The sequence below is a fragment of the Bradyrhizobium sp. 137 genome (genome assembly GCF_023074095.1).
Lineage (GTDB): Bacteria > Pseudomonadota > Alphaproteobacteria > Rhizobiales > Xanthobacteraceae > Bradyrhizobium.
The window spans coordinates 56639-80517 of sequence record NZ_JADPKU010000026.1 but is presented as its reverse complement, the minus strand read 5'-3'; the positions used below and the strand labels follow the sequence as shown (position 1 = coordinate 80517).

At 64.6% G+C, this 23879-nt stretch carries 30 protein-coding genes; 9 read left to right on the top strand and 21 right to left on the bottom strand.

Annotated features, from left to right (window positions below):
- From IVA78_RS04795 to IVA78_RS04785, 3 genes are all read right to left on the bottom strand, one after another.
- On the bottom strand, positions 1 to 1134 hold the full coding sequence (locus IVA78_RS04795; protein WP_247280753.1) for a glycosyltransferase family 2 protein: 1134 nt from the start codon (positions 1132 to 1134) through the stop codon (positions 1 to 3).
- A gap of 259 nt (positions 1135 to 1393) precedes the next feature.
- The gene (locus IVA78_RS04790) at positions 1394 to 1597 is read right to left on the bottom strand and encodes a hypothetical protein (RefSeq protein ID WP_247280752.1); all 204 of its coding nucleotides are present in this window, start codon (positions 1595 to 1597) and stop codon (positions 1394 to 1396) included.
- Between the two features lie 88 nt (positions 1598 to 1685).
- On the bottom strand, positions 1686 to 2066 hold the full coding sequence (locus tag IVA78_RS04785) for a hypothetical protein (protein WP_247280751.1): 381 nt from the start codon (positions 2064 to 2066) through the stop codon (positions 1686 to 1688).
- Between the two features lie 100 nt (positions 2067 to 2166).
- Between IVA78_RS04785 and IVA78_RS04780 the strand changes: the two genes are divergently transcribed.
- Positions 2167 to 3003 carry a DUF72 domain-containing protein gene (locus IVA78_RS04780; protein ID WP_247280750.1) on the top strand — a complete coding sequence of 279 codons (837 nt, stop codon included), beginning with the start codon at positions 2167 to 2169 and terminating at the stop codon, positions 3001 to 3003.
- Positions 3004 to 3011: 8 nt separating this feature from the next.
- Positions 3012 to 3473: a DUF488 domain-containing protein gene (locus tag IVA78_RS04775; RefSeq protein ID WP_247280749.1), complete on the top strand. Its 462-nt coding sequence runs from the start codon at positions 3012 to 3014 to the stop codon at positions 3471 to 3473.
- 130 nt (positions 3474 to 3603) lie between these two features.
- On the opposite strand, the gene IVA78_RS04770 is transcribed toward IVA78_RS04775, so the two are convergent.
- From IVA78_RS04770 to IVA78_RS04745, 6 genes are all read right to left on the bottom strand, one after another.
- Positions 3604 to 4509, bottom strand: a complete 906-nt coding sequence (locus IVA78_RS04770) for a PhzF family phenazine biosynthesis protein (RefSeq protein ID WP_247418795.1) — start codon at positions 4507 to 4509, stop codon at positions 3604 to 3606.
- Positions 4510 to 4667: 158 nt separating this feature from the next.
- Complete coding sequence (locus IVA78_RS04765; RefSeq protein WP_247464628.1) at positions 4668 to 5975, bottom strand: adenylate/guanylate cyclase domain-containing protein; 1308 nt, start codon at positions 5973 to 5975, stop codon at positions 4668 to 4670.
- Between the two features lie 30 nt (positions 5976 to 6005).
- On the bottom strand, positions 6006 to 7169 hold the full coding sequence (locus IVA78_RS04760) for an ABC transporter permease (protein WP_247280746.1): 1164 nt from the start codon (positions 7167 to 7169) through the stop codon (positions 6006 to 6008).
- A 12-nt stretch (positions 7170 to 7181) separates the two neighbouring features.
- Positions 7182 to 8114, bottom strand: a complete 933-nt coding sequence (locus tag IVA78_RS04755; RefSeq protein WP_247280745.1) for an ABC transporter ATP-binding protein — start codon at positions 8112 to 8114, stop codon at positions 7182 to 7184.
- Entirely contained in the window at positions 8111 to 9058 is a 948-nt protein-coding gene (locus IVA78_RS04750) for an efflux RND transporter periplasmic adaptor subunit (RefSeq protein ID WP_247280744.1), read from the bottom strand. Before IVA78_RS04750 ends, IVA78_RS04755 begins: the two co-directional genes overlap by 4 nt.
- On the bottom strand, positions 9055 to 9747 hold the full coding sequence (locus IVA78_RS04745; protein ID WP_247280743.1) for a TetR/AcrR family transcriptional regulator: 693 nt from the start codon (positions 9745 to 9747) through the stop codon (positions 9055 to 9057). Before IVA78_RS04745 ends, IVA78_RS04750 begins: the two co-directional genes overlap by 4 nt.
- A 108-nt stretch (positions 9748 to 9855) precedes the next feature.
- Here IVA78_RS04745 and IVA78_RS04740 point away from each other — a divergent pair, with 108 nt between their 5' ends.
- From IVA78_RS04740 to IVA78_RS04730, 3 genes are read left to right on the top strand one after another with little or no spacing between them, the layout of a single operon-like run.
- Positions 9856 to 10191, top strand: a complete 336-nt coding sequence (locus tag IVA78_RS04740; protein ID WP_247280742.1) for a metalloregulator ArsR/SmtB family transcription factor — start codon at positions 9856 to 9858, stop codon at positions 10189 to 10191.
- A complete protein-coding gene (locus IVA78_RS04735) occupies positions 10188 to 10661 on the top strand; it encodes an SRPBCC domain-containing protein (protein ID WP_247280741.1) in 474 nt (157 codons plus the stop codon). The genes IVA78_RS04740 and IVA78_RS04735 overlap by 4 nt, the downstream gene beginning before the upstream one ends.
- A 12-nt stretch (positions 10662 to 10673) precedes the next feature.
- Positions 10674 to 11087, top strand: coding sequence for a GFA family protein (locus tag IVA78_RS04730; protein WP_247280740.1), 414 nt, complete (start codon positions 10674 to 10676; stop codon positions 11085 to 11087).
- An 85-nt stretch (positions 11088 to 11172) separates the two neighbouring features.
- Here IVA78_RS04730 and IVA78_RS04725 read toward each other — a convergent pair whose 3' ends face one another.
- From IVA78_RS04725 to IVA78_RS04680, 10 genes are all read right to left on the bottom strand, one after another.
- A complete protein-coding gene (locus IVA78_RS04725; protein ID WP_247280739.1) occupies positions 11173 to 11583 on the bottom strand; it encodes a DUF2000 family protein in 411 nt (136 codons plus the stop codon).
- Between the two features lie 80 nt (positions 11584 to 11663).
- Positions 11664 to 12053 (bottom strand): DUF4189 domain-containing protein, encoded by a 390-nt coding sequence (locus IVA78_RS04720; RefSeq protein ID WP_247464625.1) that lies wholly within the window; start codon positions 12051 to 12053, stop codon positions 11664 to 11666.
- A gap of 110 nt (positions 12054 to 12163) precedes the next feature.
- A complete protein-coding gene (locus tag IVA78_RS04715) occupies positions 12164 to 13768 on the bottom strand; it encodes a molybdopterin-binding/glycosyltransferase family 2 protein (protein ID WP_247280737.1) in 1605 nt (534 codons plus the stop codon).
- Complete coding sequence (locus IVA78_RS04710) at positions 13765 to 14466, bottom strand: XdhC family protein (protein ID WP_247280736.1); 702 nt, start codon at positions 14464 to 14466, stop codon at positions 13765 to 13767. Before IVA78_RS04710 ends, IVA78_RS04715 begins: the two co-directional genes overlap by 4 nt.
- A 2-nt stretch (positions 14467 to 14468) precedes the next feature.
- Positions 14469 to 14792: an XdhC family protein gene (locus IVA78_RS04705; RefSeq protein ID WP_247280735.1), complete on the bottom strand. Its 324-nt coding sequence runs from the start codon at positions 14790 to 14792 to the stop codon at positions 14469 to 14471.
- Positions 14793 to 14802: 10 nt separating this feature from the next.
- On the bottom strand, positions 14803 to 16005 hold the full coding sequence (locus tag IVA78_RS04700) for a VWA domain-containing protein (protein ID WP_247280734.1): 1203 nt from the start codon (positions 16003 to 16005) through the stop codon (positions 14803 to 14805).
- Positions 16006 to 16121: 116 nt separating this feature from the next.
- Positions 16122 to 17045 (bottom strand): MoxR family ATPase, encoded by a 924-nt coding sequence (locus IVA78_RS04695; protein WP_247464622.1) that lies wholly within the window; start codon positions 17043 to 17045, stop codon positions 16122 to 16124.
- A gap of 61 nt (positions 17046 to 17106) precedes the next feature.
- Positions 17107 to 17913: a xanthine dehydrogenase family protein subunit M gene (locus IVA78_RS04690; protein ID WP_247280732.1), complete on the bottom strand. Its 807-nt coding sequence runs from the start codon at positions 17911 to 17913 to the stop codon at positions 17107 to 17109.
- 33 nt (positions 17914 to 17946) lie between these two features.
- Positions 17947 to 18432: a (2Fe-2S)-binding protein gene (locus tag IVA78_RS04685; protein ID WP_247280731.1), complete on the bottom strand. Its 486-nt coding sequence runs from the start codon at positions 18430 to 18432 to the stop codon at positions 17947 to 17949.
- Positions 18433 to 18567: 135 nt separating this feature from the next.
- Positions 18568 to 19014 carry a carbon monoxide dehydrogenase subunit G gene (locus IVA78_RS04680; RefSeq protein WP_247280730.1) on the bottom strand — a complete coding sequence of 149 codons (447 nt, stop codon included), beginning with the start codon at positions 19012 to 19014 and terminating at the stop codon, positions 18568 to 18570.
- A 169-nt stretch (positions 19015 to 19183) separates the two neighbouring features.
- Between IVA78_RS04680 and IVA78_RS04675 the strand changes: the two genes are divergently transcribed.
- From IVA78_RS04675 to IVA78_RS04665, 3 genes are all read left to right on the top strand, one after another.
- The gene (locus IVA78_RS04675) at positions 19184 to 20539 is read left to right on the top strand and encodes a 3-carboxy-cis,cis-muconate cycloisomerase (RefSeq protein ID WP_247280729.1); all 1356 of its coding nucleotides are present in this window, start codon (positions 19184 to 19186) and stop codon (positions 20537 to 20539) included.
- A 27-nt stretch (positions 20540 to 20566) separates the two neighbouring features.
- Positions 20567 to 21349 carry a 3-oxoadipate enol-lactonase gene (pcaD, locus tag IVA78_RS04670; protein WP_247280728.1) on the top strand — a complete coding sequence of 261 codons (783 nt, stop codon included), beginning with the start codon at positions 20567 to 20569 and terminating at the stop codon, positions 21347 to 21349.
- Between the two features lie 106 nt (positions 21350 to 21455).
- Positions 21456 to 21848, top strand: coding sequence for a carboxymuconolactone decarboxylase family protein (locus IVA78_RS04665; protein ID WP_247280727.1), 393 nt, complete (start codon positions 21456 to 21458; stop codon positions 21846 to 21848).
- Here IVA78_RS04665 and IVA78_RS04660 read toward each other — a convergent pair.
- Complete coding sequence (locus IVA78_RS04660; protein ID WP_247280726.1) at positions 21810 to 22334, bottom strand: hypothetical protein; 525 nt, start codon at positions 22332 to 22334, stop codon at positions 21810 to 21812. The genes IVA78_RS04665 and IVA78_RS04660 overlap by 39 nt on opposite strands.
- Before the next feature lie 183 nt (positions 22335 to 22517).
- Positions 22518 to 22679 carry a hypothetical protein gene (locus IVA78_RS04655; RefSeq protein WP_164934786.1) on the bottom strand — a complete coding sequence of 54 codons (162 nt, stop codon included), beginning with the start codon at positions 22677 to 22679 and terminating at the stop codon, positions 22518 to 22520.
- Positions 22680 to 22955: 276 nt separating this feature from the next.
- On the opposite strand from IVA78_RS04655, the gene IVA78_RS04650 reads away from it, so the two are divergent.
- On the top strand, positions 22956 to 23873 hold the full coding sequence (locus IVA78_RS04650; RefSeq protein WP_247280725.1) for a branched-chain amino acid ABC transporter permease LivH: 918 nt from the start codon (positions 22956 to 22958) through the stop codon (positions 23871 to 23873).
- The last annotated feature ends 6 nt before the right edge of the window (positions 23874 to 23879 follow it).

Below are 23879 nucleotides of genomic sequence, written 5' to 3'. Positions count from 1 at the left end.
CTATTTCTTGCGCCAGACGAACAGTCCGGACATCGCGTAGTTCCACACCACGCCCATCAATGCACCGGCCATGCCGGCCAGCCACCAGATCGGCTCCTGGTCGTAGACCGAGAAGGCGACGCCGACATTGGCGAGCAGGCCGACGCTGCACACGATGTAGAAGGCGATCAAGCCGCGCAGCAGCGCAAAGCCCTTCAGCCGCTGGTCGCGATAAGTGAGGAAGTTGTTGAGGATGAAATTGCTGGTCATGGCGACGATGGCGCCGGCGGCCTGCGCCTCCGCGAACGGCGCCTTGAACAGCTGAAGCGCGATGAACAGCGTGGCGAGATGCACCACGAGGCCGATGCCGCCGACCATCGCGAACAAGATAAAGCGCAGCGAGACGATGTCGTTGCTCAGCTTGGCCAGCACGAGGCCAAGGAAGTCCAGCGCGACCATGGAATCGAGCTTGCTCTCGCCGTGCTGCCGGGCGCCAAAGGTGTAGGGAATCTCGACCGCACGTAAGTTGCCATGCGCGGTCGCGACCAGGTCGAGCAGGATCTTGAAACCGTGCACCGACAGCTTTGGCGCGAGCTGCTCGAAACGATCGCGGCGGATCATGAAGAAGCCGCTCATGGGATCGGCGATCTCGACCCGCAGCATCTTCCGGGCGAACTCGGTCGCCAGCGCGCTGGCCCCCGCGCGCTGCTTGTTGAAGCCCTCGCTCTTGTAGCCCTCGATGTAGCGGCTGCCGACCACGATGTCGGCTTGATCGCTCGCGAGCAGCAACAGCATCTTCGGCAGTTGCGTCTCGTCATGCTGCAGGTCGGCGTCGATCACGGCCACATAGGGTGCGCTCGAGGCGAGGATGCCCTCGATGCAGGCGCCTGACAGGCCGCGGCGGCCGATGCGGCGGACACAGCGCACACGGCTGTCGCGCTGCGCCAGCGCACGCACGACGTCCCAGGTGCCGTCGGGCGAATTGTCGTCGACGAACACGACTTCCCAGGCGACGCTGGCGAGCGTCGCCTCCAGCCGCCGGTACAGCACCGTGACGTTGTCGCGCTCGTTGAAAGTCGGGACGATCACCGACAGTTCCGGCCCCTCTTGAGCCTGCGGCAGGTTGTCGGCGCCCGGTCTGATCGCTTCATTCATGACGGAGCGTATATCCGCCGTGTCTTGCGCTGCCAAGTTCTTGCGCTACCAAGCCGAGGTTTGTGTGGGGAACGGCCCAAAAGAGGGCCTAAAATGCCAACGACCCCGGAACGGCGGGCCGCGCGTACATCCGGCGCAGGCCTGAGCTATTCCAAGGTCGTTCCAACGACGGAGAACGTCACTCAACGTCGCCGTTAGAAGCTAGATAGGAATGGCGAGGCCGCTCCGCAAGGCCCCCTTCAGGGCACTTTTCCGCCCCCTATTGGTTGGGCACTTCCCGAATCACAGGCCCTCGCGGCGCCGGCGCGGCAGGGGCGGCGGGTGCCGCGGCAGGGGCTGACTCGACTTTTACCGGCTTGGGCGGCCTGCCGTACTGGCCAATCGGGCCGAATACGACGGCGACCGCAAGCACGGCCGCCGCGACGATCGCGCCCAGAATGCCCCCCACCGACTCAGACGACATGGACCCATCCCTGTTCCAGATGCGCCCAGTGATATCATGGATGACCGCACAGCCGGAAGGGTTCGCCATGCCGCAAAGCTCAATGGAGCTATTTCTGCGGCGGCCGGTGCTTGACGTAGGCCATCACAATGTCCTTCTGCGCCGACTCCACCGCCCTGTTTGCGGTATCGAGATGGGCGCCGGCATCGATGTTGGGGTAATGCGTGGTGAGATAATCGAGCAGCACCACGCGATAATATTGCCGCTCCGATGGACAGGCGCCCGCGACCGAACGGCCAAAATCCTGTTCCGACAGGCCCTGATTAGAGTCGCGGGAATATTCCCGCGCCAGGCAATGCCAGTAATCGTCGCGGCCCTGCTGGGCGAGTTTCTGTGCGCTTTTGGTGTCGTCGTCATCCGCCAAAGCAGAACATGTCATGGCAGCAGATGTCATCATGACGAGCGCGGCTCCCAGCAACAGCATCCGCATCTTGTTCTCCTTTTTTCGCGGGTCCAGGCGCGAGCTTAGACAGGACCGGCCAACTGGCCAATCACAACTGGTTTGATTAGGATGAGGTCCCTCCCCGTCGATGCGAGATCCTTCCGTGGCCAAAGCAAAAACCGCGTCAAAAAAATCCGGCAACATCTTCATCGGCATCGGCGGCTGGACCTTCGAGCCCTGGCGCGGCGTGTTCTATCCGGAGAAGCTGACGCAGGCCAAGGAGCTGTCGTACGCCGCCTCGAAGCTGACCTCGATCGAGATCAACGGCACCTATTACGGCTCACAGAAGCCGGAGAGCTTTCGCAAATGGGCGAGCGAGGTGCCCGAGGGTTTCGTGTTCTCGGTGAAGGGACCGCGCTTCGCCACCAATCGCCGCGTGCTCGCCGAGGCGGGCGATTCCATCAAGCGGTTCTACGATTCCGGCGTGCTGGAGCTCGGCGACCATCTCGGGCCGGTGCTCTGGCAGTTCGCGCCGACGAAAAAATTCGACGGCGCCGATTTCGGCAAGTTTCTGGAGCTGCTGCCGCGCCAGCTCGACGGACGCGCGCTGCGCCATGTCGTGGAAGTGCGCCATGACAGCTTCTGCACGCCGGATTTCGTTGCGCTGATCCGCGAATTCGAGACGCCGGTGGTGTTCGCCGAGCACGGCAAATATCCGGCGATTGCCGACGTCGCCGGCGACTTCGTCTATGCAAGGCTTCAGAAGGGCAATGACGAGATCAAGACCTGCTATCCGCCGAAGCAGCTCGATGCCTGGGCCGCGCGCTTTCAGGCCTGGGCTTCGGGCAGTGAACCCGATGACCTGCCGAAGGTTGACAAAGCCAAGCCGAAGAAGGAGCCGCGCGACGTGTTCGCCTACGTCATCCACGAAGGCAAGGTGCGCGCGCCGCAGGGCGCCATGGAACTGATCGCGCGGGTGAGCTGAGGATGTCCATGGCGAAGGCGAAAAAACTCTTCACCATCGGCTATGAGCAGACACCGCCCAAAGCGGTTCTCGACGAGCTGGAGCAGGCCGGCGTCAAGCTCGTGGTCGACGTGCGCGCAGTGACGTCCTCGCGCCGGCCGGGCTTTTCCAAGAAGCAGCTGTCCGCGGGCCTCGATGAGCGCGGCATCGGCTATGTCCACCTCGCCGCGCTCGGCACTCCGAAGGAAGGCCGGCTCGCCGCGCGCAGCGGGCAATACGACGTGCTGGAGAAGATCTATTCAAAGCACCTGAAGACGCCGCAGGCGAGGGAAGAGATGGACGAGCTCTCGGCGCTGGTGAAGAAGGCCGGCCCGGTGTGCCTGCTCTGCTACGAGCGCGACCACACCCACTGCCACCGCCAGATGATTGCGGAGATCATCGAGGAGCGCGATGGCGTGGCGGTGACGAATCTGGCGGGGCGGCAGGTGTAGCGCTTCGTCATTCCGGAGCCTGCGTCAGCGCGAACTACGGTGCGCAATTGCGCACCTGAGAATCCATCGGGCGGCAGAGTTGGTGGACGGCTTCCGGGCTCAGCGCAACGCGCTGCCCCGGAACGACAAATCAGCCCAGCTTAAACGTCCCTTCCATCATCTGCACGCAGCTGCCACCGACATGGGCGGAGCGGATCTTGCCGTCCTGCTTGCGCACCCGCGTCAGCAGCAGGCTCGGCCGGCCCATGTCAAAACCTTGACCGACGGTGAGCTTGAATTCGCCGTCGCGCGCGGGGTCGAGGTCGGCGAACAGCGCGGCGGCCGCGACCGTGGCGCTGCCGGTGGCAGGATCCTCGGCGAGACCGCCGGCACCGCGCATGAACATCCGCGCTTGAAGCTCGCAGGGCGCCTCCGCCGCGGGCACATCGCGCGTATAGAACCAGGCCGAGGCCGCGCCGTCGCGCGGAAATACCCGGCCAAAGGCCGCCGCATCGGATCTCGCCCGCTTGAGCGCATCGCGCGAATGCAGCTCGATCACCAGAAATGGCGTTCCAACACCGACAACCTGCGGCACGTGACGGTCGACCTTGATATCCTCCGCGCTGAGCGAAATACAGCTCGCGGCATCCAGGGCAGGCAATTGCGACAGCCGGGACAGCGGCTGCGGCGCGGTGAGCTCGGTGCTCACCACCCGGCCCTGCTCCCGCCGGATGTCGACCGGCACGAGTCCGGCCTTCTCTTCGAACAGCAGGCGCGGCTTCGGCTCCTTGGCGATCGTCGCCAGCACGAAGGCCGTGCCGACATTCGGATGACCTGCAAAGGGCATCTCCCTGACGGGGGTGAAGATGCGCACCTCGGCATCATTCGCCTTGTCGCGCGGCGGCAGCACGAAGGTCGTCTCGGAGTAGTTGAATTCGGTGGCGATCGCCTGCATCTGCTCAGTGGAGAGCCCGCCGGCATCGAGCACCACGGCGAGCTGATTGCCGCCAAAGGCGCGGTCGGTGAACACATCGACGGTGATGTAGCGGCGCTGCATCTTTCGTTTCCCCATGCAAGTCGCGGCCGCAACCGGCCGCGTCTTCGGCAACACTACAGGCCGGCAGCATCGCCCGTCATGCCCCAAAATTCGGAGCAATCGGAGCATTCGCGGAAGAGACGGTGAGCGCTTTGCCTACGCCCCGTTCCAGACAGCGCTCACCCCAGCTGAAACACCGCGACCGGCCGCTCATAGCCGCGCACCTCGACCTCGCCCAGCGCCACGGCGTCGCTGCCGTCGTCGCCCAGCACTTCGCGGACGGATGCGGAAATCAGGAGCTGGGAGCCGAACTCCTTGTTCAGCGCCTCCAGCCGCGAGGCGAAGTTCACGGTGTCGCCGATGACCGTGTATTCCTTGCGTCGGGGCGAGCCGATATTGCCGGCGACAACCTCACCGAAATGGATGCCGATGCCGATCCGCAGCGGCCAGCTGGTTTGCGCGTTGATGCGATTCATCGCGGTTAGCATCTCGCGGCCTGCGGCGACAGCGCGATGCGCGGCGTCGGAGGCTTCCAGCGGCGCGCCGAACAGCGCGAGAAAACCGTCACCCAAAAACTTGTTCACGATACCGCCGTGGCGATCGAGAATGTCGACCAATATTGCGAAGGCGCCGTCGAGCCGGTCGACCACCTCCTGGGGCGTGCGGGACTGCGCGCCGGCCGTGAAGCCGCGGAAATCGACGAACATCACCGCGACGCGGCGGAGATCACCGCTGGCGCTCGTTCCCGCCGCCATCAGCCGCTCCACCACCTGCGGCGAGACGTGTTGGCCGAACAGATTGGTCACCCGGTCGCGCGCGGTCGCCGCCGCGATGCTCGCGGCAAATTGCCGCCGCAGCTGCGCGCCGACGGCGCCGGCGAGCACGCCGCAGATCAGGATGACAATGCTGCGCACCGCGTGAAAATAGATCTGGGGCTCGCCGGCTTCGCTCGCCGAATTGTAATACAGCGCGACGGCCAGAAGTCCGGCGGCGGCCACGAAACCCGTGAAGGTGGAGAGCCAGAAATCGAGCCGCAGGGTCGAGAGGATGACAAAAATGAAGTACATCAGCGGCACGGCGAAGCCGAGCGCCTGGCTCGCGCCCATGGTCCGGATTTGCAGGATGAGAATCACCGTGGGCAGCGAGGTCTCGATCAGCGTGCCGATATAGCGCCTGATCACCGGCAGGTCGCGATCGAGGCGGAGGTTCTTCCTGATCTGGGTGTGGACCCAGACTTCGAACAGGATGAAACCGACCAGAAGGCCATAGACCTCGATCAGCCCTTCCGTTCCGCGCCAGACCCGGTTCACGACAGCGGGCTCGATCAGATAGATCGCGGTGAGGAACAACACCATGACGCAGCCCGTCATGATCAGCGCGCGCACCCGCAACAGTTCGGTGCGCAGCACCTCCCGCGTCAGCTCACGCTCGAAATCGCCCGATAGCACGGCATGCTGCCGCGTCTTCCTGCTCGCAAATTTCGCCATTCCGCCCCTCGATTCCGGGGGCATCTTGCCTCAATCCAGCGTGCGGCGGAAGCGCGTCACTGCGATGGTCATGGCAAGCAGCATCAGGGCCGCCAGCGCCAGCGTGTCGAAGCGCAGGTTCTGCATGGTCGCGCCCTTCAGCATGATGGCGCGGACGATACGCAGATAATGGGTCAGCGGCAGGCCCTCGCCGAGATATTGCGCCCAGGCCGGCATCCCCGCGAACGGGAACATGAAGCCGGAGAGCAGGATGCTCGGCAGAAAGAACATCATCGACATCTGCATGGCCTGAAGTTGGTTCTGCACCAGCGTGGAGATCGTGTAGCCGATCGACAGATTCGTGGTGATGAACAGCGTCGAGAGCAGCGCCAGGAGGAACAGATTGCCAAGCAGGGGCACGCCGAACAGGCCGACACCAATGCCAATGATGAGGAAGGCCTGGAGGAAGCCGACCAGGACGTAAGGCACGATCTTGCCGAACATCACCTCGACCGGCTTGATCGGCATCGACAACAGGCTCTCCATGGTGCCGCGCTCGACCTCGCGCGTGACCGACAGCGCGGTGAAGATCAGCATGGTCATGGTGAGGATGGTGCCGACGAGGCCCGGCACGATATTGAGGCTGGAGGCCGCGGCCGGATTGTAGCGGGCATGGGCGCGGATCTCGAACGGCATCTCCGGGGGATCGCCGATGTAGAGATCGTGCTTGAGCGCGGTCTGCACCACCATGCCGAGCGAACCGATCGCCGAGCTTGCCGCAACCGGATCGGTGGCGTCGGCCGCGACCAGCAGCGCCGGCCTGTCGCCGCGCCGCACCGCCCGCTCGAAGCCGCGCGGGATCTCGACGCCGAACAGCACCTTGCCGGATTTCAGCAGATTGTCGAAATCATCGACATCGTGCACTTCATAGAGGAAGCGGAAATAGGCGGTGTTCTCCAGCGCCTTCAGGATCGAGCGGGCGAGATCGGAGTCCTCCTGGAGCAGCACCGCGCTTGGCAGGTTACGCGGTGTGGTGTTGATGGCATAGCCGAACAGCATGAGCTGCATCACCGGCAGCATCACGATCATGGCGAACGAGACGCGGTCGCGCCTCAGCTGGATGAACTCCTTGACCAGCATCGCATAGGAGCGTTTCCAGAAGCCGAAGCGCTCCCGGATTTCGTGGGCCGGCGCGGGATGATCGACAGCGCTCATGGGAAATTGTCCTTACTGGAAATTGTCCTTTGAGCGGCTCATCAGCTCGATGAACACGTCTTCGAGCGATGGCGACGATTTCTGCCAGTGCAGGCCGCTTCTCTCGCGCCACGGCCCGATGCTGGCCTCGAGCGCAGCGACGTCGCGCCCCGAAACGTGCAGCGAGGTGCCGAACGGCGCCACCATATCGATGCCGGGCTTGCCCGTGAGCGCGGCCGCGATCTCATTGAGGTCTTCGCCCGTGACCGTGTAGGTGGTGAGCGCGGATTTGGCGATCACCTGCTCCACCGTGCCATGCGTCAGGAGATGACCATAAGCGATATAGGCGATCTCGTGACAGCGCTCGGCCTCGTCCATGTAATGGGTCGAGACCAGCACGGTGAGGCCGTCGGCGGCGAGCGCGTGGATCTCGTTCCAGAAGTCGCGCCGCGCCTTGGGATCAACGCCGGCGGTCGGCTCGTCGAGCAGCAGGAGTTGCGGATTGGGCAGCGTGCAGGCACCTAATGCCAGGCGCTGCTTCCAGCCGCCGGAGAGCTCGCCGGCCAGCTGCTCCTCGCGGCCCGACAGTCCGAGCCGCTTGATCATGTCGCGCGCAGCGCCGCGCGCGTCAGTGAGGCCATAGAGGCGCGCGACAAATTCGAGGTTCTCGCGCACCGAGAGATCCTGATACAGGCTGAAGCGCTGGGTCATGTAGCCGACCTGGCGCTTGATCTTTTCGGCATCGCGGCGGATGTCGTAGCCGAGGCAGGTGCCCTCGCCGCTGTCGGGCGTGAGCAGGCCGCAGAGGATGCGAATGGTGGTGGTCTTGCCCGAGCCGTTCGGCCCGAGGAAGCCGTAGATCGAGCCGCGCCTCACCTGCATCGACAGATCGTGCACGACCTCGCGGCCCCCGAACGACTTGGTCAGGCCCTTGACGTCGATCGCGATGCCGTTGCCGCCGCTCATCGCCTATCCGCCACCGGTGTCTTCGGATCGAGATAGACGTTGATCGGCTGTCCGACGCGCAAGGCGTCGGGGCGCGAGGGCCGCGCCTGGATCAGATAGACCAGCTTGTTCCGCTCATCGAGACTGTAGATGACGGGCGGGGTGTATTCGGCCGAGGTCGCGATGAAATAGATCTTTGCGGTGAGATCGGCCGCGCAATTGTCGCAGGCGATGCGCACTGTGTCCCCGATGGCGAGCTTCGGCAGCTCGGTCTCCGGCACGAAGAAGCGCAGCTTCATGTTGCCGGGCGGCATGATCGAGAGCACCGGCCGCTGCGCCGCCACCATCTCGCCCTCGCGGAAATAGATCTGCTGGATGGTGCCTGCGACCGGCGCAAAGCCCTTGCGACGCGCTAGCCGCGTCTCCGACGTCGCCACCCGCGCTTGCGCCACCCGTAAAGCCGAAACAGCAGAATCGAGATTGGCCTGCGTGCCGGAGCCGGTCTTGCTCAGCGAGGCCGCCCGGTCATAGGTCTGCTGCGCATTCGCCAGCGTCGCCTTCTGCTGGTTGAGATCGGCAAGCTGGAGGTCGTCATCGACGGAATAGAGGTGATCGCCTACCTTGACCTCGTCGCCCTCGCGGACATTGAGCTTGGTCACCCGGCCGGCTTCGTCCGGGCTGACGAAGATCATGTCGGCCTCGACCCAGCCCTGGAAGCCGGGATCGCGCTTCTCCTTGCAGCCGCCAAGCGAGGTTACGATCGCCAGAACCACGATCGAGCAAAGGCGCGACAGCTGTCGCCCCCTGACCCTGAGGAGCCGCCAACGGGTCCGCGCGGAGCGCGGCCCGATGACAGGCTCCGCGGCCTCTCGAAGGGCGAGGAGCCACAGCCGGGCCTGCATCCTTCGAGACGCGCGTTCCGCGCTCCTCAGGATGAGGTCAGACATGATTTGCGACGACCTCATGTCGTCCTCCGTTCGCCAAAAATCAAATCGAGATGGACGCGCAGCATCTCCTGCGCGTCGAGCGGCGCGTGCCGTGCGAACAAGCTCTGCCAAATCACCGCGATCATCGCGGGCGCAACCAGGATCTGGGGAAACCGCGCGAGATTTTTCTCGCGGATCTCGCCACGGGCGATGCCGAGCTCGATCAGCGCGCGCATGCCCGCGATTCCGCGCGAGACGACCTCGCGGTAGTAGAAATCGGCAACGGACGGAAAGCGCGGCCCCTCCGCCACGATCAGGCGCACGAGGTCGCCGCGCCTGGTGCCGATGACCTCCTTCAGAAAGTTGCTGGCGAAGGTCTCGACAAGGTCGCGGACCGTTCCGGTCGGCGGCGGCAGCGTCGTAAGGCGCGTGACCACCGGCACGATCACGGTGCGCACCAGCTCCTCGAACATCGATTCCTTGTCCTTAAAGTGCAGGTAGATCGTGCCTTTGGCGACGCCGGCTCGTTTGGCGATTTCGTCGAGCCGGGTCGCGGCAAAGCCGCGCGCGATGAACTCGTCCATCGCCGCCTCCACGATCGCGGCGCGCCGCTCCGCCGCGCGGGCGGCCCGATTTGAAACGCGGGCCTCGGCCTCAGCGCCGGCTTCGGGTGCCTGGCTTGCGGCTTGAGCCGCGGATGCGATCGTTCTGGCTGGCTTCTTCGTCATGCATAATTCATGACTGACTAGTCAGTCATCGTCAATAGGTGACGGAATCGCACTAGACGCGACGAATTAGCATTTACTAATGAATTAGTGTATGCTAATGCGTCTCTCATGATGGAAGCCACCCCCAACCCCGTAACGGCCGTGATGCGCGCCCTCGCCGATCCGACCCGCCGCGCCGTATTTGAACGCGTCTTCGACAGCCGGGAAATCAGCGTCGCCGAGCTGACACGCGGCAGCGGCGTGACCCAGGGCGCGATCTCGCAGCACCTGAAATCCCTCAAGCAGGCCGGCCTCGTCGCCGAGCGCGCCGAGGGCCGCAATGTCTACTACCGCGCCGCGCCGCAAGGGCTCGAGCCCCTGGTCACCTGGATGGACCATTACGGCGTGTTCTGGCGCGAGCGCTTCCAGAACCTGCGTGACCTCTTGAAGGAGATCGATCCGTGAGTGCAGCCGAGTTGAAAGCCGAGACCCAAGATATCGTCCGGGACATCGTCGTTGACGAAGTGCTCCCTCATGCGCCGGAGACGATCTGGAAGGCGCTGACCAGTGCCGAGTTGATCGGGCGTTGGCTGATGAAGCCGACTGGCTTCGAGCCGGTTGAAGGCAACACCTTCACATTCCAGACCACCCCGGGCGGCGCCTGGGACGGCGTCATTCATTGCCGGGTTCTCGAGGTGGTGGCCAACAGGCGTCTTGTCTACGCCTGGAAAGGCGGCGATGAGCGCAACACCGGTTACGGCGCGCCGCTCGACACCGTTGTGACCTGGTCCCTCGCTCCGGTCGAAGCCGGCACCCGGATCCGCCTGATCCATGCGGGCTTCGTCATGCCGAGGAACGAGTCGGCCTACAACGTGATGAGCGGCGGCTGGAAAAAGGTCGTCAGACAGCTCGACGAGATCAGCGGCGAGAAGTGAGGAGATATCGCGATGGACAAACCCTATACCGGTGGCTGCGCCTGCGGCGCGATCCGCTATTCGATTGCCGGCAAGCCGCTGTTCAGCAACCACTGCCAATGCCGCGACTGCCAGCGGGAAAGCGGCAGTGGGCATGGCTCGTACGCGACGTTCGCACGCGCCGGCGTCACGGTGACCGGCGAGGCTAAGCATTGGGACATGGTCGCCGACAGCGGCAACGTCAAGACGCGTGGTTTCTGCACGCAATGCGGCGTGCCTGTGTACATGACCTTCGCGGCACAGCCCGACGTCTTCACGATCCGCGCCGCAAGCCTCGACGAGCCCGCCCGCTACAAGCCGCAGGCGGTCACTTTCGCCGCGCGCGGCCATGACTGGGACCGCCTCGACCCCAGCCTGCTAAAGTTCGATGGCATGCCGCCGGGGTGAGGTGCGTTCCCTCTCCCGCTTGCAAGCGGGAGAGGTGAAACACCAGCGCTTGCAAGCGGGAGAGGTGAAACACCAGCAGCTAAATTCAACTGTGAAACTTCAGACCGTCGACGATCTTGTCGATCACCTTGCGCTCGGCACGCATCGCGATGCCGACGAGATTGAGCTCGGCGCGCGCCACGCCCCTCACCGCCTCGCGATTGGCGGCATCGTGCGTGGTCTTGAACATGTCCTCGGTATAGACCGCCGGTTTGACGTTGCGTGTCAGTGCCCGGTCGAGCGCGCGTGATAATGCCGGACCATCCGCGCCATAGATCAGGATCGGTTGGCCGATCAGCGCGTGATATTTCGTGCCCGAGGCGTCCTCATAGGCTTCGCCGATACATTCCGGAAAGGCCGCGGCGATGCCGCTGGTGAGGAAAGACGCGATGTTGAGCTTCTGCCAGGCCTGAAGATCGGTGCGGATCACGATGGCGATCTTGGTGTCGAACTGCATGTGTATTCCTAACTGTCATTCCACGCGCGATGCTACGCATCGCCCCGGAATGACGGCAAGAAGATTCAGCGCTCGAGGGATCAACCCTTGGCGTCGCAGGCCCAGGCGCGGATCACGCATTCCTTGTCGCCGTATTTGTAGCATTCGCGCGTCGCCGCATTCAGCGACGCCGAGATCTTCGGTTTGACGGCATAGCCATAGGCGCCGCACGGGTTGACGAGATCGACCGACATCGCAGCACAGGCGCGCTTCATCGTGACGGTGGTGCAATCACCCTTGCACTGCTTCTGTGCCACGGCGCGGGCCTCGTGCTCGGCGCCGTAATCATAGGCTTGGCCATAGGCGCCGCACTTGCCAACCGCAATGGCACCGGCGGCGTGAGCTTCTGTGATGTGACGGGCGCCGGAGACACAAACCGAGAGAGCAAAGAAAAACATCGCGCAACGGCGCGCGACGACGTTCGAAGCCATGGAAAAACCCCTCCCCCCAAGGCAGGCGAAGGCGACTCTAAGCGGCGGTCGTTTCCAGATGGTGAACGGGCGGTTGAAATGGGCGACTTGCGAGGGTTGCTACGACACTGTCATCCGCGCCGTGCCGCTTCCAGTGCCTGCGGGGTGTCGATGTCGAGGAAGGCGCTCTCGCCGTCGACGGGCACTTCGGCCACCGCTTCGGTGTGCTTGGCGATCAAGTGTCGCGCGCCAACGTCGCCGTCGAGCGTCATCAACTCCTTAAAGAAGCGACGCGACCATAGCACCGGGTTGCCGCGGCGGCCCTCGCTGACGGGCACGACAATGAGGTTGCCGCGGTCCGGCGCAAAGCCGTAGATGAGGCGGTCGATCAGGCCGGCGTCGATCAGCGGCATGTCGCCGAGACAAACCACGGCGCCATCGCAGGTCTCGGGCACGGCCGCGATACCGGCCTTGACCGAGCTCGCGATGCCGCCGGCGAAATCCGGGTTACGGACGAATTTGACCTTCAGGCCTTGCAGCGCCTGCTCGACCAGCTCGGCCTGGTGGCCGGTGACGACGATCACCTCGGATGCCCGGGAGGCCAGTGCCCGCTCGGTGGCGATCCGCACCAGCTTCTTGCCTTCGAACTCCGCGAGCAGCTTGTTCGGTCCGCCCATCCGGGTGGAGCGGCCCGCCGCCAGCACGATGGCGGCGACCTGACTGTTGCCCTCGGTCTCGGGTTTTGCGCGCGGCTGCGGCCGCGTCACGATCTCCATCAGGAGGCCGCCGACGCCCATGCCCATCAGCTCGGACCGCGTCACCTTGATGCCGGCGAGCAGCCGCATCAGCACCCAGTCAAAACCGTTCTCGACCGGCGAGCGCGCGCAGCCGGGCGCGCCCAGCACCGGGACGTCGCCAGCGCGGGCGATCAGCAGCAGATTGCCGGGATCGACCGGCATGCCGAAATGCTCGATCTCACCACCGATGCCGGTGACGGCTGCCGGAATCACGTCGCGGCGATCAGCGATCGCGGACGCGCCGAACACGATCACGAGCTCAGCCCCCAGCTCGAGCAACTCCTTGATCGCCGCCGACAGCGCCTGCTCCTCATGCGGGACCCGCCGCTCGGCGACGATGCCGGCGCCGGCCGGTGCAAGGCGCTCGGCAGTGACGCGCAGCGTCTTGTCGATCACCTTGGAAGACAGGCCCGGCAGCAGCGTTGAGACCACGCCGACGCGCTTGACGACGTAAGGGGCGATTCTGAGAACGTCCTTGCCGGCGGCCTTCACCGCGGCATCGCGCAAACTCTCCCCGATGCCAAACGGGATTATCTTGACGGTGCCGACCATCTCGCCCTCGACCACCGGCTTGAACGCCTGCAGCGTGGCAAAGGTGATGGCCTCGTCGACATTGTTGATGCGGTCGACTGCGGCGCGGTCGATCACCAGCACGCCCGCCCGCGCGGCGAACAAATTGGCGCGGCCGGTGAAGGCGCGCTCGACATGGATGCCCTCGCCGCCGACGGCAAGCGCGATGCTGGCGGCCGCAACGTCCTCGGAGACGTCGCCCGCCTCCATGCGTACCACGACAATCTGCTTGATGCCGGCGCGCTCCAGCGTCTCGACCTCGGTGGGGCCGATCGTCGTGCCTTTCTTGAGCACCAGCGGTCCCTGGCGCAGGGTGTGGACGGTCACCCCGCCGATCGCATCCCTCGGACTCGCCGGGCCGAACTTCATGCCGCTTCTTCTCTTTCTTTCGGAGGCAGGCGCAGCACCGCCGTGATCTCGGCCATGATCGCCACCGCGATCTCGGCCGGCGAGACCGCGCCGATCGCAAGGCCAATGGGCGCATGGATGCGCGCGATGTCGCTTTCTTTCGCGCCCTGCGCCCGCAGCCGGTCGCCCCGCTTGGCGTGCGTCTTGCGCGAGCCGAGCGCACCGATGTAGAAGCAATTGCGCTCGAAGGCGTGCAGCAGCGCGGGATCGTCGATCTTGGGATCGTGCGTTACCGCGACGAAGGCGGTGTAGGCATCGACATTGAGCGGCGGCAGCGCAGTGTCGGGCCATTCGGCGATCAGCGGAATATCGGGGAAGCGCTCAGGGCTTGCAAACGCCGTGCGTGGATCGATCACAGTGACGTCGTAGCCGAGCGAGCGCGCCAGCGGCGCCAAGGCCTGGCTGATATGCACCGCGCCGATGATGACGAGCTTGGCAGTCGGCGCATAGACGTTGAGGAACAGCTTCTTGCCGCCGGCCTCGACATTGGCGCTCTTGCCGGCGCGAAGCTGCTTTTCCAGCTCTGCGCGCAGCGGATCTTTGGCAAAGTCCTTCGCCTTCACCAGGCGCTGCTCGCCGCTTTCGGTGTCCGTCACCAGAATGACCGGCCGGCGCGCGGCGCGCTCGGCGTTGAGTTCGTGCAGGATCGCGAGCTTCACGGCTAGCCGACCTTCTCGACGAAGACGCGGATGGTGCCGCCGCAGGACAGCCCGACATTCCAGGCGGTCTCGTCGGCCACGCCAAACTCCAGCATCTTGGGCTTGCCACTCTCGATCACGTCCATGGCTTCGGTGACCACGGCGCCCTCGACGCAGCCGCCGGAGACGGAGCCCAAGAACGTGCCCTCGTCATTGATGACGAGACTCGAGCCCGCCGGACGCGGCGCCGAGCCCCAGGTCTCCACGACGGTGGCGAGCGCAACCCCACGGCCCGCCTTCTGCCAGTCCTCCGCCGCCTTCATAATATCCTCGTCGCGATCGAGCATGGGTGGCCTCTCAAGCTGCGGAGCGGATCAGGCTGCGGTGATGCGGCGGCAGCGGCTGGGAGAGCGTGGTGATCAGCTCCTGGATCGAACTCAAATTATGTACCGGGCGGAATTCGTCAACGTGGGGGAGCATCATTTTGATGCCCTGCGCCTTGGCCTCGAAACCGCCGAACCGGAGCAGCGGGTTCAGCCAGATCAGCCGCCGGCAGGATCGGTGCAGCCGGTCCATCTCGAAGGCCAGCTTGGAATCGGCCTCTCGCTCCAGCCCGTCGGAGATGAGCAGCACAATGGCACCCTGGCTCAGCACGCGCCGCGCCCACAATTTGTTGAAGTTGTGCAGCGAGGCAGAGATCCGCGTGCCACCGGCCCAATCCTCGACCGACGCCGAGCAGCTCGCCAGCGCCTCATCAGGGTCGCGCTGGCGCAGCGCGCGGGTGACGTTGGTCAGCCGGGTGCCGAACAGGAACACCGAGACGCGCTTGCGCGCATCGGTGATGGCATGGAGGAAATGCAGGAATAGGCGGGTGTATTCGTTCATCGAGCCCGAGATATCGAGCAGCGCAACGATCGGCGCGGGCTTCTCGATCCGTCCAAGGCGATGGATGTCGATGATGTCGCCGCCAGTGCGTAAAGATGCTCGGAGCGTGCGGCGCAGGTCGAGGCGTAGCCCGCGTGGATCGGGCCGGCGCCGGCGCGTCAGGAGCTCGGCTTGCGGCAGCCGCATCCGCTCGACGGCGCGAAGCGCCTCGGCGATCTCGGCCGCGCTCATCTGCGCAAAGTCCTTCTTCTGGAGGATCTCCTTGTCGGAGACCGACAGGCGCAGATCCTGCTCCTGGTGCTGCGGCGTCTCCGTCATGCGCGGCTGCGACATCGCCTCCTGCACGCGGCGGGAGCCTGCCTGCGGCTTCTTCCTGGCCTGCTCCGGCAGCGGCACCGAATCCAGCATATGCTTCCACTCTTCAGAGGCGCGGAAGAACAGGTTGAAAGCCTGCTTGAAGATCAGCGCATGCTCGTGGCGCTTGACGAAGATGGCCTCAAGCGTGGCGAAGACATCGGTGCGGCTGCCGATGTCGATCACCTGGAGCGCGCTCATCGCATCGATGACGGCGCCTGGGCCCACCGGCATCCCCGCCGCACGCAGCGCGCGGGCAAAGCCGACGATGTTGTCGGCGAACTGCTCGGTCTGCTCCGGGGCAAGATGGTTGATAGCCATGGTCTAATCCCTCTCTCCGTCATTCCGGGGTGCCGCTCAAGCGGCGAACCCGGAATCCAGAGATTGCGGCGCGAGATTCCGGGTTCGCGACTGCGTCGCGCCCCGGAACGACGGACCTACGACTCGCTCGTGGCGTCCTTCAGCACCTTCTGCAAGGCATCGCCCTGCATCCGGGTGATGTCGTCCTGGTATTTGAGCAGCGCGCCCAGCGTATCGCCGACCACTTGCGGGGTCAGCGAACGGGCGTCGAGCTCCGACAAAGCGGTGGCCCAATCGATGGTCTCGGCGACACCCGGCGACTTGTAGAAGTCCTGGTTGCGCAGCGCCTGGACGAAGCGCACGACCTGCTCCGAAAGTTCCGCCGATATGCCGGGCACGCGCGTCTTGACGATCGCGAGCTCGCGCTCGGCGGCGGGATAATCCACCCAGTGATAGAGACAGCGCCGCTTCAGCGCGTCGTGGATCTCGCGGGTGCGGTTAGAGGTGATGATGACGATCGGCGGGTGCGGCGCCCTCACGGTACCAAATTCGGGGATCGTCACCTGGAAGTCGCTGAGGATTTCGAGCAGGTACGCCTCGAACGCCTCGTCGGCGCGGTCGAGTTCATCGATCAGCAGCACCGGCGGACCGGCGACGTCGGGCTCCAGCGCCTGGAGGAGCGGCCGCTTGATCATGTAACGGTCCGCGAAGATGTCGCTCGAGAGCTGGTCGCGATCAGTGTCGCCGGCCGCTTCCGCCATCCGGATCGCGATCATCTGCGCGGCGCTGTTCCACTCATAGACCGCGGAGGAGACGTCAAGGCCCTCGTAGCACTGAAGGCGGATCAATTTCCGCCGCAGCGCCGCCGAAAGCACCTTGGCGATCTCGGTCTTGCCGACGCCGGCCTCGCCTTCCAGGAACAGCGGCCGGCCCATGCGCAGCGAGAGATAGGTCACCGTGGCCAGCGACCGCTCGGCGAGGTAGCCACACGAGGTCAGGAGTTCGAGCATCGCATCGACCGATGCCGGCAAAGCACCGGAAGAATTGGCCGCTGAAGTCATGAAAAAGCCAGTCTCGCTACGCCCTCACCGGGGACAGTTTGGGCCGCGGAATGAGGTCAGCTCATTCCTTGGCATTGGCGGCATCGACGGCGCGGCGCGTCAGCACGCCGATGAGATGCGCACGGTACTCGGCGCTGCCGTGGATGTCGCTGTTGAGGCCTTCGGCCGGCATCACGATGCCGTCAAGCGCCTTCGACGAGAAGCGCTTCTTCAGGGCCTCCTCGAACGCGGTGACGCGGAACACGCCTTCGGAGCCGGCACCGGTGACGGCGACGCGCACGTCCGACGGACGCCGCGCCACGAACACGCCGACCAGCGCGTAGCGCGAAGCCTGGTTGCGGAATTTGACATAGGCCGCCTTCTTCGGCAGCGGAAACATCACCTTGGTGATGATCTCGTCGGCTTCAAGCGCGGTCGAGAACAGGCCCTGGAAATACTCTTCCGCCTTCAGGCGGCGCTTGTTGGTGACGATGGTCGCCCCTAACGCGAGGACGGCGGCCGGATAATCCGCGGTCGGATCGTTGTTGGCGAGCGAGCCGCCGATCGTGCCCTTGTGACGCACGGCGGGATCGCCGATTCCACCCGCAAGGCTGGCGAGCGCCGGGATCGCCTCGCCGACGATCGGGGAGCTTGCGACCTCGGCATGCTTGGCGGTGGCTCCGATCACCAGCGAGCGACCCTTCATCTCGATCGTGTCGAGCCCCTCGATGTGAGAGAGGTCGACCAGATGCGGCGGGCTGGCGAGGCGCTGCTTCATGACGGGAATCAGCGTGTGGCCGCCGGCGATCACCTTGGCGTCTTCGTTCTTCACCAGGAGATTGGCCGCCTGGCGCACGGTGCCGGGGCGATGATATTTGAATTCATACATGGGTGTGTCCTGATCGCGGAATGCGCGCGCGGTCTACGCGAGATCGGATTTGGCCATCGCCTTCGCACCGGCGGTGATCGAGGCGACGATGTTCTGATAGCCGGTGCAGCGGCAGAGATTGCCTTCCAGCTCTTCGCGGATAGTGTGGTCGTCGAGCTCATGGCCCTTGCGATGCACGATGTCGATCGCGGTCATGATCATGCCGGGCGTGCAGAAGCCGCACTGCAGGCCATGATGCTCGCGGAAGGCCTCCTGCATCGGATGCAACGGCGCGCCATCCGCGGCGAGCCCCTCGATCGTCTTGACCTCGTGGCCATCGGCCATCACCGCCAGCGTGGTGCAGGACTTCACGGCCTTGCCATCGAGATGCACGACGCAGGCGCCGCACTGCGAGGTGTCGCAGCCGACATGGGTCCCGGTCAGCCGCAGATTCTCGCGCAGGAACTGCACCAGGAGGGTGCGGGGATCGACATTGGCCGTGACTGGATTGCCGTTCACGATGAGGGAGATTTTTGCCATAAGCACTCTCTATCAGCGCCCCGACGGGTCCCATCGAAGCGGTTCTTATAATTATTCCGACCCATCATATGGGCCATTATGCCCGGGAGCAACATCGCCCCGGACGCAAGGCGCCATGTCCAAAGGCGATAGCCTTTAGCCCTGTACCGCCTTGGCGAAGTTCGCGAAAAATTCGTCGGCCAGCTTCTTGGCGGCGCCGTTGATCAGGCGCTGGCCGAGCTGCGCCAACTTGCCGCCGATCTGCGCCTCGACGTCGTAGGAGAGCAGTGTGCCGCCGTCCTTCTCCGCGAGCCTGACGGCCGCGCCGCCCTTAGCGAAGCCGGCCACCCCACCCTCACCCTCACCGGAGATCTTGTAGCCGTTGGGCGGGTCGAGATCGGAGAGCATGACTTTGCCCTTGAAGCGCGCGGACACCGGGCCAACCTTCATTTTCGCCGTTGCGCGAAAGCCGCCGTCGTCGGTCTTCTCCAGCTCCTCGCAGCCGGGGATGCAGGCCTTCAGCACCTCGGGGTCGTTGAGCTTGTCCCACACGGCCTCGCGCGGCGCCGCAAGCTGAACTTCGCCGTTCATCGTCATGGCCATGGGTGCCTCCCGGATCGCACAACTATAATGCTGCTCAAGTAACGCACGGAGGCCGTAAAGGAAAGGGCGGCCCCCGGTCACGTGCAATGCATATTCGCAACTGCAAAAAGCTTGCGCCGATGGTTTGGGATTGGCACAGGCGGGCCATGGTGGTTAGGTCCCGCACAATATGAGCACATCCCTCTCCCCCCTGCTCGCGCCGATGCTGTCAAGCGCAGCCATGCGCGCGGTCTGCGACGATCGGTCGACCCTCCAGAACATGCTCGATTTCGAGGCAGCTCTGGCACGGGCCGAAGCCGCCACAGGTGTGATTCCCCCATCCGCGGTGGAGTCGATCGCGTCCGCCTGCAAGGCTGATGCCTTTGATATGGCAGCCCTGGCCGAGGCCGCGACGCGATCAGGCAATCTCGCGATTCCCCTGGTCAAGGCGCTGACCGCCAATGTCGGCAGGGCCGATGCGGAGGCCGCGCGTTACGTGCATTGGGGCGCGACCAGCCAGGACGTCATCGACACCGCGACCATGCTCACGCTGCGCGCGGGCATCGGTGCGTTGGACGCCGACCTCAGCCGCGCCATCAAGGGTCTTGCCGCATTGGCGCGCGCCCATCGCGCCACCGCGATGGTCGCGCGCACCTGGCTCCAGCACGCGCTGCCGATGCCGTTCGGGCTGAAGGCTGCCGAATACGCCGCAAGCCTTGCCCGCAGCCGCTGCCGCCTCAGGCGGCTCTCCCGCGAGGGTCTCGCGCTGCAATTCGGCGGCGCCGCCGGCACGCTCGCCGCGCTCGGCGACAAGGGACTAGCTGTTGCAGAGCGGCTGGCGCAGGAGCTGAACCTGCCATTGCCGGATGCGCCCTGGCACACCCATCGCGACCGCATCGCGGAGGCGGCGTCCTGCCTTGCGATTCTCGCCGGCAGTTGCGGCAAGATCGCCCGCGACGTCTCGCTGCTGATGCAGACCGACGTCGCCGAAGCGTTCGAACCCGCCGGCGAAGGCCGCGGCGGCTCCTCGACTATGCCGCACAAGCGCAACCCAGTCGCCGCCGCCAGCGCGCTTGGCGCTGCGACCATGGCCCCGCAACTCGCCGCGACGATTTTTGCCGCGCAAGTGCAGGACCACGAACGCAGCGCCGGCCCCTGGCACGCGGAATGGCCGACGCTGCCGCAATTGATGCTGGTCACCTCGGGCGCGCTTGCCGCCGTCGTTGACATCGCCGAGGGCCTTGACGTCGACACCGCGCGCATGCGCAGCAATCTCGATGCGACGCACGGCTTGATCATGGCGGAAGCGGTCACCTTTGCGCTGGCAGAGACGATCGGCAAGAGCGATGCGCATCATCTCGTCGAGGCCGCCAGCAAGCGCGCGGTCGCCGAGAAGAAGCATCTGCGCGAGGTACTGTCGGCTGATTCGCTTGTTACCGCTCATCTGCCGCCGGAAAAAATTGCGGCATTGTTCGAGCCGATGGCCTATCAAGGAGCTTCCCAAGCCCTGATCGACCGGCTGCTCGACAGCCTCGATCGCGAATAAGAACCGCGAATCCGACGGAGACGCCGCATGCCCATGATCGATGCCGACGGTTGCCTGCTCAACGTCTCGGTCGAGGGCCGCGACGGCGGACCGACCTTGATGCTCTCCAATTCGCTGGGCTGCACGCTGCAAATGTGGGAGCCGCAGATGAAGGCGCTGACGCAGGTGTTCCGCGTCATCCGCTACGACCGCCGCGGCCACGGCAAGTCCAACGTTCCGCCCGGTCCCTACACGATGGAGCGCTTCGGCCGCGACGTGCTCGCGATCCTCGACGATCTCAACATCGAGAAGGTGCATTGGTGCGGCCTGTCGATGGGCGGCATGGTCGGACAATGGCTGGGCGCGAACGCGCCGGAACGCTTCGGTAAGATCATCCTCGCCAACACCTCCTGCTATTATGCCGAACCGACCAAATGGCTGGAACGCATCGACGCTGTGAAGAAGGGCGGCATCGCGGCGGTCGCCGATGCCGTGCTTGCGGGCTGGCTGACCCAGGATTTCCGCGAGCGCGAGCCCGAGATCACCGCGAAGATGAAGTCGATGCTGCTTGCCTCGCCCGTCGAGGGCTATCTCGCCTGCTGCGAGGCGCTGTCGACACTGGACCAGCGCGCGCTGCTTCCCAAGATCAAGAGCCCGACGCTGGTGATCGCCGGCCGCCATGACATGGCGACGCCGATCTCGGCGGGCGAGCTGATCCGCTCGAACATTCCCGGCGCCAGCATGACCATCATCGATGCCGCCCACATTTCTAACGTCGAGCAGCCGCACGCGTTTACAGATGCGGTGGTAGGATTTTTGACGCAGCGCTGATCTCACCACGCGTCATTGCGAGCGCAGCGAAGCAATCCAGACTGCCGTCTGCGGAAAGATTCTGGATTGCTTCGCTTCGCTCGCAATGACAGAGAGGAGGATAGATATGGACGACCAAAACCGCCGCGATGCCGGCATGAATGTACGCCGAAAAGTACTGGGCAATGCCTGGGTCGACAAGTCGATCGCGAACCGCAACGCCTTCAACACCGACTTCCAGGACCTGATCACCGGCTACGCCTGGGGCGAGATCTGGACGCGGCCGCATTTCGACGAGCGCACGCGACGGGTGCTGGTGATCGGCACCATGGTCGCGCTCGGGCAATGGGACGAATTCCGCCTGCACGTGCGCGCGGCGCTCGCCGAAGGCGGCTTCACGCCCGACGACATCAAGGAGATCCTGCTGCAGCAGGCGATCTATTGCGGCGTTCCGGCGGCGAACCACGCCGTGAAGGAAGCCTCAGCGATTGTGCAGGAGCTCGGCCTGCTCAAGACCTAGGGGAGCGGCGATCTCGACGGTCTTCGGCGCTGCCGCCGGCTTCTCGATCACCACGACGATGGCCGCGCCGAGCAGAAGCAGAAGCTCGGTCGCGTGCAGCCGGAGCGCGGCCATCTCGCCGACCTTCGAGGCCATCACCATGCTGGCAAACGAGATCAGACTGCCGATCGCCAGGGCAATGCCGAGCGCCTCGTCACTGCCGCCATTCTTCCGCGTGCGGCGGATGCAGAGCAGCGCGAGATAGATCAGAAAGAACGCCACGACGGTCAGCCGTCCCAGGGCCAGCAGCCAGGCGGCCCGCACCGTGCTCATCCCCGCCATGTCGAGATGGTCGCTGAGGAACAGGGCGACCGCGACGCTCGGCCGCTCGTAGAGGCCGTGCACCGGTGCGACCATGATGTTGAAGGCCACCAGCGTCCAGGCCGGGATGAAGTAGGCCGCCAGCAGCGCGCCGTTGACCGAGCCGATCCGCCAATTCCTGAACATGCCGCTTCCCGCTTGCTTGCCGAAAGCCCTCAACGGAAGGCAATGGCTTTGCCGGAGCTAACTCGCATCAGACTGTGGCGGCAATCTAAACCCTTTGTTTACCTTAACCGCCCGGCGGACCGGGCGCCCACAAAAAAGGCCCCGCCTTACGGCAGGGCCCCTCTTCACGTCTGGGCTCCCAAACTACTTGTCCTGACCCTGTTGCTGACCGGGCCGGTCGCCCTGGCGCATCGGATCCTGCTGCTGCTGTCCGGGTTTCTGGCCGCCGCCCTGCTGTTGCTGAGGCGTGCGCTGGCCGGGGTTCTGACTCTGCTGACCCGGATTCTGGTTCTGCTGCTTCGTCATTCGGGGGAACTCCCTTGTTGGACGTCAGAGGCGAGACAACGGCCACGCTCCATTTTGGTTGCTCAGGAACCCGATTCCTCGCGGTTCGAGGGAACCGAAGGCGAAAATGACCTCTGTACAAGCCTGGATGTCGACATCTGGCCAGTTGCAGCGTCCAGTTCCCTCCTGTTACAAAACTGGAAGAATGCTCAAGGGCTGCCGGGGCCCGAGGAGAACTTGCGACCTCTCTCTCGAAGAGCTCCCTTTGAGCCGCGTCAGGTTTGGTAACGGCAGCCCATGGATTATTTCGCCCAGCAGCTCATCAACGGTCTCGTCCTGGGCTCGATTTACGGCCTGATCGCGATCGGATACACGATGGTCTACGGCATCGTCGGCATGATCAACTTCGCCCATGGCGACGTCTTCATGATCGGCGGCTTCATTGCGCTGATTACCTTCCTGATTCTGATCTCGCTCGGCCTCACCGCAATCCCGGTGATCCTGCTCGTGGTTCTGCTGGTCTCGATGGCGATCACCGCGCTCTACGGCTGGACCATCGAGCGCATCGCCTACCGGCCGCTGCGTCATTCCTTCCGCCTCGCCCCGATGCTGTCGGCGATTGGTATGTCCTTCGTGCTGACCAACTACTCGCAGGTGGCGCAAGGCGCGCGCGTCAAGCCGATCCCGCCTTTCATCACCGGCGGCTACACGCTGCATGAGAGCCCGGACGGCTTCGTCATCCAGCTTTCCAACATCCAGATCATGGTGGTCATCACCACCATCGTGCTGTTGGCGATCTTCACCTGGCTGGTGTCACGCACCCGGCTCGGACGCGACATGCGCGCCTGCGAACAGGACCAGACCATGGCGGCGCTGCTCGGCGTCGACGTCGACCGCACCATCTCCATGACCTTCGTGATCGGCGCCGCGCTCGCCGCGGTCGCAGGCCTGATGTACCTGCTCTATTATGGCCTGGTGGATTTCTTCATGGGCTTCGTCGCCGGCATCAAGGCCTTCACCGCCGCCGTGCTCGGCGGCATCGGCTCGCTGCCCGGCGCCATGCTCGGCGGACTTGCGATCGGCCTGATCGAGACGTTCTGGTCGGCCTATTTCTCGGTGGAGTACAAGGACGTCGCCGCGTTCTCGATTCTGATTGTCGTGCTGATCTTCATGCCGACCGGCCTGCTCGGCCGTCCCGAAGTCGAAAAAGTCTGACGGACC